Origin of the sequence: Pararhodospirillum oryzae (genome assembly GCF_007992075.1) — a bacterium.
GTDB lineage: Bacteria > Pseudomonadota > Alphaproteobacteria > Rhodospirillales > Rhodospirillaceae > Pararhodospirillum > Pararhodospirillum oryzae.
Window position 1 is genome coordinate 1 of record NZ_BJZO01000020.1, and the last position, 16,240, is coordinate 16,240.

A 16,240-nucleotide genomic window follows, 5' to 3' on the forward strand; every position below is an offset into this window, starting at 1 on the left:
ACCGTCGAGAACATCATTCCCCGGCGCCGCGTCGGGCAGGGTCACCGTCAGGGTCGTGCTTTGGGTCCGGGTGGTTTCCAGCCCCGCCTCGGTGCTGGTGTAGTCCGGGTTGTCGGCATCGATGTCGGTGGTCGTGACCTCGACGGTCAGGTCGAAGGTCGGCGCCGTTCCCGTGGGCACCGACAAGAACAGGCTGCCGTCCGTGTACAGGGCGTCCTGGGCATCACTGAGCGGAACAGCCCAGCGCCCGTCTCCCAGATCGGTGCCGACGGACAAGGTGACGCCGTCCGGCAGACCCGAAATCACGATCGTTTGCGATTCCGAGCCATCCTGATCAATCAGCGTGCTCGACAACGACAAGGGCACCGTGTAGCCGCTGGCCTCGCCATCACCATGCAGCACATCGTCGCCGGCGCCCCCCGCCACGGTGTCGTCGCCATCGCCGCCATACACCGTATCGGCGCCATCGCCCGCCGTGATGACATCATCCCCGGCGCCCCCATGAACCACGTCGTCGCCGGCACCGGCCACGATCGTATCCGCGTGGCCGGTTCCCGCCAGCGTGTCGGCCTCGTCGGTGCCCGCCGGGGGAGGCGTCGCCGCCCCGGCCTCGGCCGTTCCGCTCGTGGCCGTCAGGGTCACGCCATCGGCCACCGCCAGGACTTCGATCGTCATGGTGCTGGTGACCGTCACCGGATCACCAAGCGAGTTGGACCCTTCCACCTGGATGGTGAGATCAAAGTCATCGGCGCTGTTGGCCGCGGGCGTGAGGGTCAGCCCCTCCATGTCCTGGGGCAGGACACGCCAGACCCCGCCGCCCATGTCCTCGCCCGCCGAGAGAGTAGCCCCCGCCGGCACGCCGGAAATCACGAAAACGGAGGGAAGCACGCCCTCGACCGAGACATCCAGCGCGATCGCCTGATCCTCGTGGCCTCCGCCCTCGCCCGACACGCTGGTGGGAGCGGCCTGCGCCGCGCCGCCGGTATCGGTCGGGTCGCGCGGTACCTCGGGGGTGTCCGGACCGCCGTCACCGCCCGGAACATCAACGCCCGTGGTGGGATCGAAGCCGGTCGAGGGTGGGGACGTGTTTTCCGCCGGCCCTGTCCCCTCGGTGGGAGAGGACTCGGGACTGGGTTCTGTATCGGTGGTTTCGGTATTGTCTTCCTCGACCGGAACCTGGCCCTCTCCCTCGCCCACGCCACCGGTACCGCCCACATCGGCAGGCGCGCCCGCTGCCCCGGCCGCCTGGGCGGGAGCGTTGGGCGTTCCGGGAGCCGGAGGGGCCTGGTTTTCCGTGTCGCCCGCCGTTTCTCCCGCCGGACCCTCGGGCAACTCGGGCTCGCCCGAGGGAACACCCGCCTCGGGTTCCGGGTACTCGGGGGAGACAAAGCCGCCGGAGCGGGTTGGCGCGATTTCGTTTTCGCCTTCGAAGCGACGGATGGTCGGATCGGTCGGATCGACAGGGGGCGTTTCCTCGCGCGGGATCTCGCGAGAGGGCGGCACCACCACCTCGCCTTCCACCGTCTGGGCGCCACCGACTGCTTCGCCTTCGCGGACATTTTCGTCAGGGACCGAGCTGCCCTGATGGAACGCCCCGTAGACCATCAGGTTTTCGGTGTCTTCCGGATGGACGTCGGCCAGGTCCTCGTCGTCCTCGTCGCGCAGGGTGTTGTCCTGCACGTCCGACATCATCAGAAGATCGTTGTTCACCGCGTCCTGGTTCTGGGACCCGGCTTCGTCCATCTCGTCGTCCATTTCCGGCGGCGTCGGGGTAGTGGTATCGCTAGCCATGGTGCCATTCCCATTCTGCTGACCGTCCGGATGCCCCCGGACCCCTTGACGGACAGAGCCGAGACTCCACCCTTTGCCTGCGTCAGGCGCTTATTCCAAGGAATAGGCCGCTTTTGACGCGATTGCCATGTGGACCTATGGGAGGGGGGCAACCACCGCTTGCTTCTCCCATAACCCTTTGATTAACAATACAATCCCATCGCTCCCTTCTCGTTATATGACTTCGGGCATAAGGGCGGTCTGACGACGTTCCGCGCCCGAAGGCCGGGAATCGAAACGCCCGCCCCAGAAAGGGCGGGCGTGAAACGTCATGGAACGGTAAAACAGAGCGGATTAGCGTTCGTGGAACGCTGTCTCGATGTTGCGATAAACCGGCTTGAGCAAATATTGCAGCAAGGTTTTATCGCCCGTGATGATATCGGCCTGCACCGTCATGCCGGGCAAGACTGGATTGCGTTCCGGGTCCGTGCCCACATAATCCTTATCGAGGCTGACAAACCCTTTGTAATAGGGGTTGTTATCTTCATCCACGAAGGTCGTGGCCGAGACGGCGGTTAGCTTGCCCGTCACATAGCCATAGCGCGAGAAATCATAACTGGTCACCTTGACCTTGACCGGCTGGCCGACCGCCACGTGGCCGATATCCCGGGTCTGGATGCGGGCCTCGACGCGCAGGTTCTCCTCGACCGGCACGATATTGAGGATAATCCCCCCGGCCGGCACCACGGCGCCCACCGTTTTCACCTTCATGTCCTGCACGTAGCCCGAAACGGGCGCGCGGACTTCAAGGCGGGCCACCCGGTCCTGGGCCTTGCTCATGGCTTCGCGCACCTGGGCCAGTTCCGAGGTAACCGCCCCCATTTCCTTGAGGGCCTCCTGGCGCAAGGTGGCGTCAAGATCGCCAAGGCGGCTGTTGATCTCGGCGATTTCCTGCATCACCGAGCGCTTGTTGCCCAGCACCTGCACGATGTCCCCCTTGACCGAGGCGGCGGTGCGTCGGGTATCAAGCAGCGTGACGCGCGAGGTGAGCCCCTTGCGCATCAGCTCTTCGCGCATGCCCAGTTCCTCGCCCACCAGGCTCAGCTGTTCATTCAGCGCGTGTTCCTGCTCGTCGAGGAGGGTAAGGGACTCGCGCTTCTGGCGGATCTGGTCGACCAGAACGGCGCGCGAGGTCTCGCGGTTGGCCACCTGGGTACGGAAAATCGACATCTGGTCGTCCTTGAGCGCCTTGTACTCATCGCTCAGGAACGAAAAGTCCGGCTCGCGCCCGGCCCCGAAGGCCCGCAGCCGCTCGGCTTGCAGCGACAGGGCGGCAAAACGCGCCCGCATGGTCTGAAGCTCGGACAAGGCCGCGTCCGGGCTCATTTTCAGCAAGATCTCGCCATCCTTGACCAGCTGGCCCTCGTCCACCGAAATCTCCTGGACGATCCCCCCTTCCAGATGCTGCACCACCCGCACCGACCCACTGGGCGCCACCTGGCCAAAGGCAATGGACACCTCTTCCAGATGAGTCAGCGAGGCCCAGACCAGGAAGGCGGTGACCACCCCGGCGGCGGTGATCATGGCAAGCCGGACGTAGCGGGACATGCCCGCCTCCTCCAGCATCACCGATTGCCCGAGATAGCGGGTCTGGCGGCTTCCCTTGCTGACCCGGGACCGGCCGGCGGCCGAGGTCGACGCGTGAGAAGCCGTTCCCGCCACGAAAGGCCCGGCCGGGCCCCCGGCGGACACGGGTGTCAGATCGGAAGAAGGCGCGGTCATAGCATCTCCTGCGGAATCTTGTCGCGCACCTGGTCGGTGGGGCCAGCCAGACGCAGATACCCGTCCTCCAGCACCACGATCTGGTCGGCCAGGCGCAGATGGCTGGGGCGATGGGTGACCAGGAACACGGTGGCGTGGCCGCGCATGGCTTCCACCGTTTTCATGAAGGCGCGGTCGCCCGCGAAGTCGAGACCGTTCACCGGTTCATCGAACAGCATGATCGGAGAGCGCTGCACGTAGGCCCGCGCCAGGCACAGGCGCTGCACCAGGCTGGCCGACAGGCGTTCGCGCGCCCCATCGCCCACCCGGGTGTTGATCCCCTCGGGCAGGGCCTCGATTTCCTTCAGGCAGTCGGCCTGGTCGCAGGCCCAAAGGATATCGTCGTCGGTCGCGGTTGGCGCGGCCAGGCGCAGGTTCTGGGCTACCGTGCCATGGAACAGGGCCGGGGTCTGGGGCACGTAGCCAATGGACTGGCGCAGTTCCAGGGGCTCGATCTGGCGGATATCGATGTTGTCGATCCGCACGTTGCCGGCCTGCGGGTGATACATGCCCAAGATCAGCTTGAGCACCGTGGACTTGCCCGCGCCATTGGGCCCGACCACCGCCACGACCTCGCCCGGCTGGGCCTCGAAGGTCACGCCGACCAGGGCCGGGTCGGCCTCGCTGGAATAGCGGTGCGACACGCGCGAAAAGGTGATCTTGCCCTTGAAGCGGGTCTGGGTCTTGACCGTGGCCGAGGGCTCGCGCTCGGGCTTGAGGCCCATCAGGCCGTCAATGTTGCGGATGGCCGAGCGCACCTGCTCCACCTGGGTCAGGGCCAGGAACCCGTTTTGCAGCGGCCCCAGCACCCGCCAGACCAGCATCATCGAGGCGATGAGCGCGCCCACGGTCATGTCGCCCGACAAGATGCGGGTCACGCCAAACGTGATGGTGCCCAGGCCCGTGCCGATCACGGTCACGTGCGACAAGGTGCCGGCGGTCGACGACAACAGCGCGGCATGGAAGTTCGCCATGGTCGAACGGGCCGACATCTCGCGATAGCGCCGCCGCCAGGTGGCTTCGGCGCCCGTCACCTTGAGGGCCCGCATCTTGGAAACCGTCTCGACCAGGAATTCCTGGCGCCGCGCCTCGACCCGCGACGCGTAGCTGACCTGGGCCCGGATCCGGCCAAACATGATAAAGCCAATGAAGGCGAAAATTCCCAGCGAAAGCAGGGGAATCAAAACCAAGGTTCCCCCCAGCCAGAAAATAACGCCCAGGTAAAGAAGCATGAACGGCAGTTCAAGCGCGACGGTCGCCAGGGATCCGGTGAAGAAGTCACGCACCGTGTCGAAATTCTTGATGCGCGCGACCTGGGACCCCAGGGTCGCGCGCTCGGTATAGGATGGCGGCAGGCACAAGATCCGCTCGAAAATCGCGTTGCCCACGATGTTATCGAGACGGGCGCCCACATAGGCGATCATGCGCGCGCGCACGTCACGCAGCAGGTGATCAAAGAAGACCGCGAGCAAAACCCCGGCCAGCAGATAGCCCAGGGCGGACACCGACCCGGTCGCGATAACCGTGTCATAGACCGCCATCACGAACATGGGCATCGCCAGGGCAAGAACGTTGCTCAGCAACGAAGTCGCGAACAGTTGCCAGATGACCGGCCGGAAGCGGGTAATGGTGGCCTTGAACCAGCCTTGCTGCCGGTTGACCTGGGCGATTTCCTCGGTGTCGATGGGCGAGAAAACATAGGCCTCGCCCATGACCCGGGGCATGCGAACCGTGGCGTAATTTTCCGTTCCCGACCGGTACACGACCATGACCGGCTCGCCCTCGCGCTCGCGCACCGACAAGGCGACAAAGGCCGGTCCGCTATCGGGCAGGAACAGGGCCGGCATCAGGCGCGGGTCGATGTCGCACGCCCGCGTCCGGAAGAGATCGCTGCGATAACCCAGTTGCGCCATGGTGTTGCGCAAGCCGGTGATGTCGAGGGTGTCGGCGAAATGCGGCAGGGCCTCGGCGATCTGCCGGGGGTTGCCCGCCCACTTCAAGGCGCGCAGCAAGGGCAGCAGGCATGCCGCCAGATCGGATTTGGCGCGAAAGCCGCCCAGGGTTCCGGCGGTGATCGCGGCATCGGAAATGCCCAGTTCGCGCGGAGGGGCTCCCCACGACGGGCCGGTGGGACGCGCCTGGGCCAGTTCCCGACCCAAGGGGGTGTCCCCTTCCAACCCCTGGGCCGCCAGCAGCTCGCGCACGGTCCGAGCCGCCTCGTCATCCATGCGTTCCTGGGCCTTGGCCGCCAGCGTGGCTTCCATCAGGGTGCTACTCCCCTTGTCACGGGTCTCGTTCAGATCAACCGGCGCAACGGCTGGGCCCGGCGGGCCCCGAACCCGGCCGGTCCCCCCGCCGGGGCTTCGGCGCCCTCGACGCGCTCGACCAGGGTGCCCATCGAAAGCTGATAGACCCGGTCGGTCATGCGCAGGAGCGACGGCCGCTGACTGACGACCACCATGGTGCATCGTCCCTTGAGCCGCTCCAAGGCGGCCCGCAGGTAGGTATCGCCCACGCTGTCCACCGACGAATTCGCCTCGTCGAACAAGATCACGCGGGGTTCATGCAGCAAGGCCCGCGCGATGGCAAGCCGCTGGCGCAAGCCGGTGGGCAGGGTATCGTAGGCGCCATCGCCAACCATGGTTTCAAATCCCATGGGCAGGGCGGCGACCACATCGGTCAACCCCAGGTCGTCGGCAACCTGCAAGGCCCTCTCGCGGCGATCGGGATCGAACATCGTGATGTTCTCAAGGATGGATCCCTTGAACAGCTGCCCGTCCTGGGGCAGCGTGCCGATCTGCTCCTTGTACGAAGAGGGCTGATAGGCGCGCAGATCAAGGCCATCCAGGGTGACCCGCCCCCGGGTGGGGCGCAAGGTGCCGTTGATCAGCGACAAAAGCGTGGTCTTGCCGCTGCCGTTCGCGCCCACGATGCCGATGCACTCACCGGGCCTGATCTCAAGATCAATGCCCCGCACCACTTCCTGATCCTCGCCGCCATAGGTGAAATGGGCCTGCTCCAGCACCACGTGGCCCCTAAGCTCGGGCAACGGCGGCAGGGTCTCGGCGGCGTCGACCGGCAACGAGAGGATCCGGCGCAACCGTTCGCGGCCGATGTGAATGGTCTGGAACCGGGTCCACAGGCCGGCGACCCGCTGCAGCGGCTGCAGCGAGCGCCCCGACAGCAAGGTGCACGCCGCCAGCTGGCCAATGGTCAGGCGATTGTCCATCACCAGAAGCGCCCCGTAGGTACTGACCAGCACCATGGTCAACTGCGAGAAAAACGCCCCCTGGGCAATGGAAATGGCGTTGCGTTCGGCGACCGCGAAGCTCGCCGTGGCGCACGATTCCTGCAAACGCTCGAAGCGACGCATCATCAGGCTTTCCATGGCCATGGCCTTGGTCGCGTGAATGTTGCTCAACACTTCGATGATGAAATTCAGCTTCCGGTCATTGCTGGTCTGGTGATCCTCGATCGCCTTGCGCAGCCTGATGCCCGAACGCACCGCGACCAGCGCGAAAATCACCAGCATGCCAAGCGGCACCAGGACAATCGGTCCTCCCAGGAACCACGTCACCCCGAGGTAGATGAACACGAAAGGCAGATCCAGAAGCGAGGTCGCCGCCTGTCCGCCATAGTACTCCTTGACCGATTTAAGGGCGGACATTTCCTCAAGCAGCACGCCCGAACCCTTGCGCTGCACGGCCATCAGGTCGGCCCCCAGCAGGCAGGCAAACGAGGCGTTGCCCATGCGGTGCTCGAAACGGGCCCCCTCCCACCCGGTGGCATACGACCGGCCAATGCGCAAAAGCGCCTCCAGGGCCAGGGCCGTGAGAACCCCGATCACCAGAAGCGCCAGCGTCTGCATGCTGGAGTTGGGAACGATCCGGTCATACACCTGCAAAAGGGCGACCGGCAGGGCCAGGGAGAGGAGATTCAGGAAAAAGGATGTGATCATCAGGTCGGGCGATGCCTGGGGCAGCGCCGACAAGGCCTTGACATCCTCTTGCGTTGCGTCTTTTGCCCGCCCCACGTTCAATGCTCCCGCTTGAATCAACCAAAGTATGCGGGGTCTTCCCGTCTTCTTCGTTTCGTTATCGCAAAAGTATCGCCCCCTCACAAGGGACATGACGCCAGGCCCGGGGGAGAGCGTTTGCGTAACCCCCGAAAGGCCGGTTCCCAAGAGACGAGAGCCACTCCAAACAGGTTCAAGGCACCTGGCGCGGACCGATCCATCGTTTCAGCCGGTCAATCGCCTGAAGAATCGTCTCGGTTTCGCCACAAAAACTAAACCGGACCCAGGCGCGCCCCTGCTCCTCGTCGAAGTCCAGGCCCGGAGTCGCGGCCACCCCGGTTTCCTCCAGCAAACGCGCGCAGAAGGCCACGCTGTCGGTGGTCAGGGTGCCCACGTCCACGTACAGGTAAAAGGCGCCGTCCGGCGGCGCGAAGTGAGGAAGCCCCATCCGGGGCAGTTCCGCCAGCAAAAGGTCGCGGTTGCGGGCGTAGCGGCGGATGTTGGCGTCGAAGGCCTCGCGATGGCGCAGCGCGATCACGCCCGCGTGCTGCGACAAGGCGGGCGGGCTGATGAACAGGTTCTGGGCCAGGCATTCCACCGGACGCACCAGCTCGGGCGGCAGCACCAGCCAGCCCAGGCGCCAGCCCGTCATGCAAAAATACTTGGAAAAGCTGTTCACGATGATCGGATGATCGGCCATCCCCGCCGCCGTCACCGCCGGGGTTTCGTAGGTGATGCCGTGGTAGATCTCGTCGGAAATCAGCCGGATGCCACGCGCGCCACAGGCCTCGACCAGCTCGCGGAGCGCCTCGCCCCCCAAAACGGTGCCGGTGGGGTTGGCGGGACTGGCCACGATCAGCCCGTCGAGCGGCTCGGGCAGGCTGTCGAGCAGCTCGGGCGTGGGCTGGTAGCGGGTTTCGGGCCCCACCCGCACGGTCACGGGCTCGCAGCCCAGGGCCCGCAGGATGTGGCGGTAGGCGGGATACCCCGGCGCCAGCACGCCCACCCGATCGCCGGCCTCGAAGGCGGCCAGGAACGCGAGCACGAAAGCCCCCGACGAGCCCGTGGTCACGGCGATGCGGGCCGGATCAACGTCCACGCCCTGGGTCTCGCGGTAATGGGTGGCAATGCCCTGGCGCAGGGCATCGAGGCCCAGCGCCACCGTGTAGCCCAGGGCATCCTCGCCCTTCAGAAGGGCCGCCAGCTCCTCGCGGGCCGCCGGAGGCAGGCCACTTGACGGCTGCCCGACCTCCAGGTGCAGGGCCGAGGCCCCCGAGGCCTCGCGCCGGGCGGCGGCCTGCATCACATCCATGACGATGAACGGCGGAATCTGCCCGCGACGGGCAACCTTAAGCGACATGATGGCTTCCAACCCAATCAGGACAAAACGGCGGGCACCCGCTCAAGGGGTGTGCGCCCAAACAAGGAGAGCCTCGGCCCCCTTCGCGTCAGGTGCCCGAGCGCAGGGCATAGCCGGCCCCGCGCGGATCGGTGGCGGCGCGGCAGGTTTCGGGCCGGGGCGGGATGCCGCCGGGGCACGAGCCCACGTTGACCCGCGCGCCGTCGGTCCGGCCGGCTTCGGAGCCAAGCACCGCTTCGGGATCGGCCCGGCCCTGGGTCAAGGGCCCGAGCAGGGCATCCAGCGCCCGGCCGGCCCCGGGCCCGGTGGCCGCGACCGCCAGATGGAACTCGTGGGAATGGTGATTGGTGACCAGCATCGTGGCCAGCCCGGTTTCCACCGGCGCGGCCAGCACCAGCCCCAGGTCGCTCAGCATGGTGCCGGTGCCAAACGGTTGCCCCATGGTCAAGGCGCACGCCACCGCCGCGCCATGGCGGTCGGCGACCACGAAGCTGGTGCCGGCGCGATCCGAGGCGCTTCCCGCCCCCTCGCCGAACACGGCCCGGTGGCTGGTCTCGTAGCCCGCGGGCGCGTCGCTGGCCGGGCGCCACGCCGGCACCTGGGCGCGCAGGTCGTCCAGGGTCAGGCCAAAGCCCGCCGCGCCGGCTGCCCGGACCACGTCGCGGGCCAGCATGCCGTCATGCAGATCGCCGGCGCCTCGCTGGCGCACCCGCCCCAGGGTCGCGGCCAGGGCCGGCAGGGCAACGACCTGCCCTTCGACCACGCCGGCCGGCAACCCCGGCGCGCGCGCGCCGCCCAGACGCTGGACCAGGGCGCGCGGCACCGGGAACCCGAAACGCGCCAGGTTCTCGGCCGGCGCCACCACGCTTTCCCAGCGCAAGGTCCCGAAACGGGCTTGCAGGGCGAAAAGCCCGCGCGCCAGCGCCGGCACGGCCACGCCGCCCGCCGCTCCCCGCGCGCCGGCCGGCGTCGCGCGGAAATCCAGGGTTTCGGCGACATTGGTCTTGGGATCGTAGGCGAGGCACACGCCCCCCCCGCCCAGGCCCGCCGACGACGGCAGCGTCACCGCCAAGGTGAAGGCAAGGCCGGTGGCGGCATCGGCCGCCGTGCCTCCGGCCGACAGGATATCGCGGGCCACCAGCACCGCTTGCGGCTCGTCGGCGGCGATCACGCCCGCGAACCCCTCGACATGGCCGATCACCCCGGGGGGACGGGAATCCGCGCACGCCGCGAGCGTCAGCGCGAGGACGGTTCCCAGCCCCAAGGTCCAAAAGCCCGGCGCCGATTGACGCCCGCGACCCCGCTCCCTACCCTTGCTCACAGCACCTTTCCTTTTCACCGTCATGGTGGCTTCCATGCGCACGCTTGCCGTCGTTTGTCTTGTTGCCTGCCTTGCGGCCCTGGCGCCTGGTCTGGTCCAGGCGCGCAGCCTGTCCTTGATTCGAGACGCGGAAATCGAACGTACCATCGCCACCTTCTCCGCGCCACTGCTGCGGGTCGGAGGATTCGGCGAGCGGGCCGTCACCATTCGGGTTCTGAATGACGACGCCGTCAACGCGTTCGCCACGACCGAATCAAGGATTTTCATCAACTCCGGCCTTCTGCTGCGCGCGGATGGCCCCGACGAGATCAAGGGCGTGATCGCCCACGAAATCGGCCACCTGGCCGGCGGCCACCTGTTGCGCCTGCGCGACCAGGTGGGCCAGTCGACCCTGTCCACCCTGGTCGGCGCGCTTGCCGGGGCGGCGGCCGGCGTCGCCGCCGGGCGGGCCGACGTGGGGGGCGCCGTGGCCCTGGGCGCGGCGCAGATGGCGAACCGCGACCTGCTGTCGTTCACCCGCCTGCAGGAAAACTCGGCCGATGCCTTCGCCATGCGGGCCCTGGACGCCACCGGGCAGTCAACGGCCGGGATGCTGCGGTTCTTCAACGTCCTCAAGGACCAGGAAGCCCTGATGTCCTCGTCGCAGGACGCCTACAACCGCACGCACCCCCTCACCTCGGAACGCATGGACGCGCTGGCCGCCCATCTGGCCCAGTCCCCCCTGGCCAACAAGCCGCCCGCGCCCGAGGACGTGGCCGCCTTCGCGCGCCTGAAGGCCAAGCTGTTTGCCTTTTTGCGTCCGCCGTCCACCACCTTGGCCACCTACCCGGCCAGCGACACGTCGGTGGCGGGGCGCTACGCCCGGGCCATCGCCCACTACCGGCGCTCCGACCTGACGCAGGCGCTTCCCCTGATCGATGCCCTGATCGCCGAGTTCCCGCGCGATCCCTGGTTCCACGAAATGCGCGCGCAGATGCTGTTCGAGCACCAGCGCCTGCCCGAGGCCCGGCTTTCCTATGCCGAGGCCGCCCGCCTCGCGCCCACCGAACCCTTGCTGCTCACCGAACTGGCCCATGTGGACACCGAACTGGGCGAGCCCCGGTTGCTGGAGGAAGCGCGGACCATGGCGAAGGCCGCCGTGGGCATCGAGCCAGACTTCCCCTTTGCCTGGCGCCAGTTGGCCAACGCTCACGGACGCCTGGGCGACGAGGGCCGCGCCGCCTATGCCCTCGCGGAAATGGCCCTGGCCCAGGGCGACCCCAAGGCCGCCTTGGAGTACGCCAAGCGCGCCCAGGCCCGTCTTGCCCCGGGCACGCCCGAGGGCCTGCGCCTGCAAGACCTGATCGCCGAGGCCGAGCGCCAGCAAAAACGCGACGATCGATAACAGCGGTGTTTTTCCAAGACCCCTTCAGGCCCCTCTTCCTTCGCGAAGGGGGGCCGGAGGACCGGAAGCGCTACCAGTTGCGCAAGACCAGATCCAGGGCGATGCCGCCCCCCGCCGCCCGGCGCACCGATTTGTTGGCCGTGCGTGCCACCGGAATACGCTGCAACCGGCAGTAGCCGATCAAAACGAACATCAGTTCGGAAGCGGGAAAAAGGCGCGAGGTCGTGCGCCCCCCCGGAGACACGATGATCGCGGTCAGCTCCAGGGGATCGTCGTGAGTGACCGAAAAGCTCTGCACCACGTCCTCGGGATCGGGAAGCCCGGCCCGGGAATAGCCTCCTCGTTCGGCCTCGGCTTCCAGGCGCTGGCCCTCGGCGCGCAAAAGCGTGTCGATGGCGTCCTTCACCTCGGCGTCGCGAAAAACCAGGCGGCGCATCTCCATCGGCATGCCCGAAGGATCCTTCCTGCTCAAGGGCCGGGTCCGGTCCACGGCCCGCGCCCTTCCCCCCTGGATACCCCGGGGATGTCCTGGGCCGTTCCTTTGGATCCGGCCGGCCATGCTGGCACAGCCCCCAGGCATGGACAAAGCCGCGTTTCCCGGAACGATTGTTCCGTTCGCGCGCCGCGCCCCCCTGCCCGGCCCCCTTGGAACGCCCCGGATGTCCTCATCCCGGAAACGCGCCCCAACGGGTGGGTCAAGCATACGGGATCCGGCCTTTCCAGAAGATGAAAAGGCCGGATGCCCCCGAACAGGGATCAGTTCTTGACGCGTTCGTCGGCGCCGCTCAGACGGGCCGCCAGCGACGCCGCCATGAACTGGTCCAGGTCGCCGTCGAGAACGCCTTGCGTATCCGAGGTTTCCACCTGGGTGCGCAGGTCCTTGACCATCTGGTAGGGCTGCAGCACATACGACCGGATCTGATGCCCCCAACCGATATCGGTCTTGGTGTCTTCCAGGGCCTGGGCCGCCGCCTCGCGAATCTGCAACTCACGCTCGTAAAGACGGGCGCGCAGCATCTTCCAGCAGTTATCCTTGTTCTGGTGCTGCGAGCGCTCCGACTGGCACTGCACGACGATGTTGGTCGGCAGGTGGGTGATGCGCACCGCCGATTCGGTCCGGTTCACGTGCTGGCCGCCGGCGCCCGAGGCGCGGTAGACGTCGATGCGGCAGTCCTTTTCCTCGATCACGATGTCGATGGTGTCATCCACCACCGGGAACACCCAAACCGAGGAAAAGCTGGTGTGGCGCCGGGCCGAGCTGTCGTAGGGGGAAATGCGCACCAACCGGTGAACGCCGCTTTCCGTCTTCAGCCAGCCATAGGCGTTGCGGCCGCTGATGCGCACGGTGCACGACTTGATGCCGGCTTCCTCGCCCTCGCTCTCTTCCAGGTATTCCACCTTGTAGCCGTGGGCATCGGCCCAGCGGGTATACATGCGCAGCAGGATCTGGGCCCAGTCCTGGGCCTCGGTGCCGCCAGCGCCGGCGTTGACTTCCAAATAGCAGTCGTTGCCGTCCGCCTCGCCCGACAACAGGCTTTCCAGCTCCATCTGGCGGGCCCTGGCGCTCAGGGCCTGCAACTGGGCCTCGCCCTCGGCGATGGTGTCGGGATCGTCCTCGGCCTCGCCCAGCTCGATCAGGGTCAAGGCGTCGTCCATGGTGCTTTCCAACGTGCGCACGTTGGCGATGCTATCTTGCAGCTGGGTCCGTTCGCGCATCAAGGTCTGGGCCTTGGCGGCGTTGTTCCACAGGTTGGGATCCTCGGTCAGGGCATCGAGTTCGTCGAGGCGACGCAGGGCATTATCCCAGTCAAAGATGCCTCCTCAGCAGGTCCATCGCCTGCTTGATCCGGTCAACAAGGGCCTGATGTTCCGCTCGCATGCCGCGGGGTTGCCTTTCTTGTCTGGTCGGCGCGCCCCAGGCCCCAAGGGAGCCCGGGGCGACCCAGTAAAACGACCGGAAGACCCGAACGGCCTCCCGAACGGAAAAGGGAGCATGACCCCCCGGGGAAGGTTTCTCCTCCCCGAAGGGTCCTTGGGTGATCCCTTGGTTTAGTACAAGCCGCCGGCGGCGGGCGCCCCCGAGCTGCCCGAGCCGCTCCAGGCGGGACCCTCGCCTCCCGGCGGCAGGGCTCCGGTGCCATCCGGGCTTCCCGGCCACGCGCCCGTCCCATCCACGCCCAAGGCGCCGGGGGCCGAGCCATCGATCACGAACGACGAGGCCACCGACGGCTCGGTGCCGGGCTTGAAGGCTTCCAGGATCGCGTTCTCGGATCCCGGGCCCACCCGCTGGCCGGTCATGCGATCGATGCGCACGAACTTGATGCCCGACGGCACATGGAAGGGCAGGTCCGGCTTGTCGGCCAGCGCGCCTTTCATGAAGTCGGTGAAAATGGGCGCGGCCGCCGTCGACCCCGCCTCGTGTCCGCCCAGGGTGCGCGGCTCGTCGAAGCCCACGAAGACCCCACACACCAGATCGGGCGAGAAGCCCACGAACCAGGTATCCAGGCTGTCGTTCGAGGTGCCGGTCTTGCCCGCCACCGTCTTGCCCACGGCGCGAACCCGGGCGCCGGTGCCCCGCTGGACCACGCCTTGCAGGATCGAGACCATCTGATACGCCGACAGGGGATCGGTCATGACTTCGCGGTTGTCGGTGATCGCGGGAATCCCCCCCGACGGATCCGGGGCGACGCAGCCCTCGCACGGCCGGCTGTCGTGGCGATAGATGGTTTCGCCGGTCCGGTTCTGGATGCGGTCGATCAAGGTGGGTTCGATGCGCCGCCCGCCGTTGACCAGCATGGCATAGGCCGTGGTCAGGTGCATGACCGTGGTTTCCACCGCGCCCAGCGACGCGGCCAGCACCCGGGGCATGGTTTCCACCACCCCGAACTTCTCGGCGTACTGGGCGACGACATCCATGCCCACGGCGTTGGCCAGGCGAACGGTCATGAGATTGCGCGATTTCTCGATGCCCATGCGCAAGGTCGTGGGCCCGTAGTACTCGCCGCCGTAGTTCTTGGGGCGCCACAGGGGTTGCCCCGGACCGGGGTCGTACACAAAGGGCGCGTCCAAGATCAGGGTCGCCGGGGTGTAGCCGTGGTCAAGCGCCGCCAGGTACACGAACGGTTTGAACGAGGAACCGGGCTGGCGCTTGGCCTGGGTCGCGCGGTTGAACTCGGAACGCGCCCGGGAAAAGCCGCCCACCATGGCCAGCACGCGCCCGGTGTGGGGATCCATGGCGACCAGGGCGCCCTCGACATCGGGCATCTGGCGCAGGGCGAAGGTGCCGTTGGGATAGGCCTTGCCCTTGGCGTTGGCGCTCACCGCCTCGACCAGGACGACATCGCCCACCTTCAGCACGTCGGCGGGCTTGCGCGGTTGGGCGCCGGTCCGCTGGCCCGAAAGCCAGGGGCGCGCCCAGCTCATTTCCGCCATGGGGATGGTGCCCCCATAGCCATCGGTGAAGCCCAGGCGGGCCTCGCCGGCGTCCACGCGCAAGATCACGGCAAGGCGCCAGGAGTCGGGAACCCCGGGCGGCACCGCCACGGCGCCGAGCAGGTCCTTCCAGCCCGTGCCCACGGGCAAGGTCGCGACCGGGCCGCGCCAGCCGTGGCGCCGGTCGTAATCGATCAGGCCCTGGCGCAGGGCATCGGTGGCCAGGTCCTGGAGCCGGGGGTCAAGGGTGGTGCGCACGTACATGCCGCCCTTGTACAGGGCTTCCTCGCCGTAACGGGCCTGAAGCTGGCGGCGGACTTCCTCGGAGAAGAACTCGCCGTGACGCACCGACTGCGCCTCGTCGCGGGGATGAACCTCCAGGGGCTCGCGGGTGGCCTCCTCGGCCTGGGCGGCGGTGATGTGGCCATCCTCGGCCATGCGCTGCAACACCCAGTCGCGCCGTCCCCGCGCCGCCTCGGGCCGGCGGATCGGATTGTAGTTGTTGGGCGCCTTGGGCAAGGCGGCCAGGAACGCCGCCTCGGCCACGGTCAGTTCATCAAGGCCCTTGTTGAAATAGTTCATGGCGGCGGCCGCGACGCCGTAGGACCCCTGGCCGAGGTAAATTTCGTTCAGGTACAGTTCCAGGATTCGTTCCTTGGAAAAGGCCTGCTCGATTCGAAAAGCCAGGATGGCTTCCTTGATCTTGCGATCGATCGAGACTTCGCTCGACAGCAGGAAATTCTTGGCAACCTGCTGGGTGATGGTGGACGCCCCCACCGGCCGGCGCCCCGAGCCCACGTTGCGCAGGTTGGTGAGAACGGCGCGGAACAGGCCCACGAAATCGACACCCGAGTGTTCGTAGAAATTCTTGTCCTCGGCCGAGAGGAAGGCATTGATCACGAATTGGGGAATGGCCTGGATCGGCACGTACACGCGCCGCTCGATGGCGTATTCGGCCATCAGGCGGCCGTCGCTGGCCAGGACCCGGGTGGTGATGGGCGGCTCGTACTTGGCCAGGGCCCGGTAATCGGGCAGATCCCCGCCGAAGCGGTCGGCCAGGACAAGCAGGCCGCCGCTCCCCCCGATCAGGAGAAGCAAGGCAAGGGACAGGACGATCCGTATCATCGGCCGCGATCC

At 67.1% G+C, this 16,240-nt stretch carries 9 protein-coding genes and 1 pseudogene; 1 reads left to right on the forward strand and 9 read right to left on the reverse strand.

Features of this window, described 5'->3' with window-relative positions:
* The 6 genes and pseudogenes from ROR02_RS05125 to ROR02_RS05150 form a co-directional block, all read right to left on the reverse strand.
* A pseudogene (locus ROR02_RS05125) lies at positions 1–1,791 on the reverse strand (hypothetical protein); the annotation flags it as partial.
* A 333-nt stretch (positions 1,792–2,124) separates the two neighbouring features.
* Entirely contained in the window at positions 2,125–3,552 is a 1,428-nt protein-coding gene (locus tag ROR02_RS05130; RefSeq protein WP_147162942.1) for an HlyD family type I secretion periplasmic adaptor subunit, read from the reverse strand.
* Entirely contained in the window at positions 3,549–5,855 is a 2,307-nt protein-coding gene (locus ROR02_RS05135; protein ID WP_170244969.1) for a peptidase domain-containing ABC transporter, read from the reverse strand. The genes ROR02_RS05130 and ROR02_RS05135 overlap by 4 nt, the downstream gene beginning before the upstream one ends.
* Before the next feature lie 32 nt (positions 5,856–5,887).
* A complete protein-coding gene (locus tag ROR02_RS05140) occupies positions 5,888–7,624 on the reverse strand; it encodes a peptidase domain-containing ABC transporter (RefSeq protein WP_170244970.1) in 1,737 nt (578 codons plus the stop codon).
* 175 nt (positions 7,625–7,799) lie between these two features.
* Positions 7,800–8,966 (reverse strand): pyridoxal phosphate-dependent aminotransferase, encoded by a 1,167-nt coding sequence (locus tag ROR02_RS05145; protein ID WP_147162945.1) that lies wholly within the window; start codon positions 8,964–8,966, stop codon positions 7,800–7,802.
* A gap of 88 nt (positions 8,967–9,054) precedes the next feature.
* Positions 9,055–10,287, reverse strand: a complete 1,233-nt coding sequence (locus tag ROR02_RS05150) for a gamma-glutamyltransferase (RefSeq protein WP_246135410.1) — start codon at positions 10,285–10,287, stop codon at positions 9,055–9,057.
* A 34-nt stretch (positions 10,288–10,321) separates the two neighbouring features.
* On the opposite strand from ROR02_RS05150, the gene ROR02_RS05155 reads away from it, so the two are divergent.
* Positions 10,322–11,671 carry a M48 family metalloprotease gene (locus ROR02_RS05155; RefSeq protein ID WP_246135411.1) on the forward strand — a complete coding sequence of 450 codons (1,350 nt, stop codon included), beginning with the start codon at positions 10,322–10,324 and terminating at the stop codon, positions 11,669–11,671.
* A gap of 70 nt (positions 11,672–11,741) precedes the next feature.
* On the opposite strand, the gene ROR02_RS05160 is transcribed toward ROR02_RS05155, so the two are convergent.
* The 3 genes from ROR02_RS05160 to ROR02_RS05170 all read right to left on the reverse strand — a co-directional run bounded on the left by ROR02_RS05160 (position 11,742) and on the right by ROR02_RS05170 (position 16,228).
* Positions 11,742–12,119, reverse strand: a complete 378-nt coding sequence (locus ROR02_RS05160; protein WP_147162948.1) for a hypothetical protein — start codon at positions 12,117–12,119, stop codon at positions 11,742–11,744.
* Positions 12,120–12,427: 308 nt separating this feature from the next.
* Positions 12,428–13,550, reverse strand: a protein-coding gene (gene prfB, locus ROR02_RS05165) for a peptide chain release factor 2 (RefSeq protein ID WP_147162949.1) whose coding sequence is annotated in 2 segments (ribosomal slippage) — positions 12,428–13,480 and positions 13,482–13,550 — 1,122 coding nt in all. Because the reading frame shifts where the segments join, the coding sequence is not laid out codon by codon here.
* A gap of 170 nt (positions 13,551–13,720) precedes the next feature.
* Positions 13,721–16,228, reverse strand: coding sequence for a penicillin-binding protein 1A (locus tag ROR02_RS05170; RefSeq protein ID WP_147162950.1), 2,508 nt, complete (start codon positions 16,226–16,228; stop codon positions 13,721–13,723).
* Between the last annotated feature and the right edge of the window lie 12 nt (positions 16,229–16,240).

Coding starts and splice junctions, on each gene's coding strand:
- ROR02_RS05130 (WP_147162942.1), bottom strand. CDS start 3,552: ATGACCGCGCCTTCTTCCGATCTGACACCCGTGTCCGCCGGGGGCCCG.
- ROR02_RS05160 (WP_147162948.1), bottom strand. CDS start 12,119: ATGCCGATGGAGATGCGCCGCCTGGTTTTTCGCGACGCCGAGGTGAAG.
- ROR02_RS05155 (WP_246135411.1), top strand. CDS start 10,322: ATGCGCACGCTTGCCGTCGTTTGTCTTGTTGCCTGCCTTGCGGCCCTG.
- ROR02_RS05135 (WP_170244969.1), bottom strand. CDS start 5,855: ATGGAAGCCACGCTGGCGGCCAAGGCCCAGGAACGCATGGATGACGAG.
- ROR02_RS05170 (WP_147162950.1), bottom strand. CDS start 16,228: ATGATACGGATCGTCCTGTCCCTTGCCTTGCTTCTCCTGATCGGGGGG.
- ROR02_RS05145 (WP_147162945.1), bottom strand. CDS start 8,966: ATGTCGCTTAAGGTTGCCCGTCGCGGGCAGATTCCGCCGTTCATCGTC.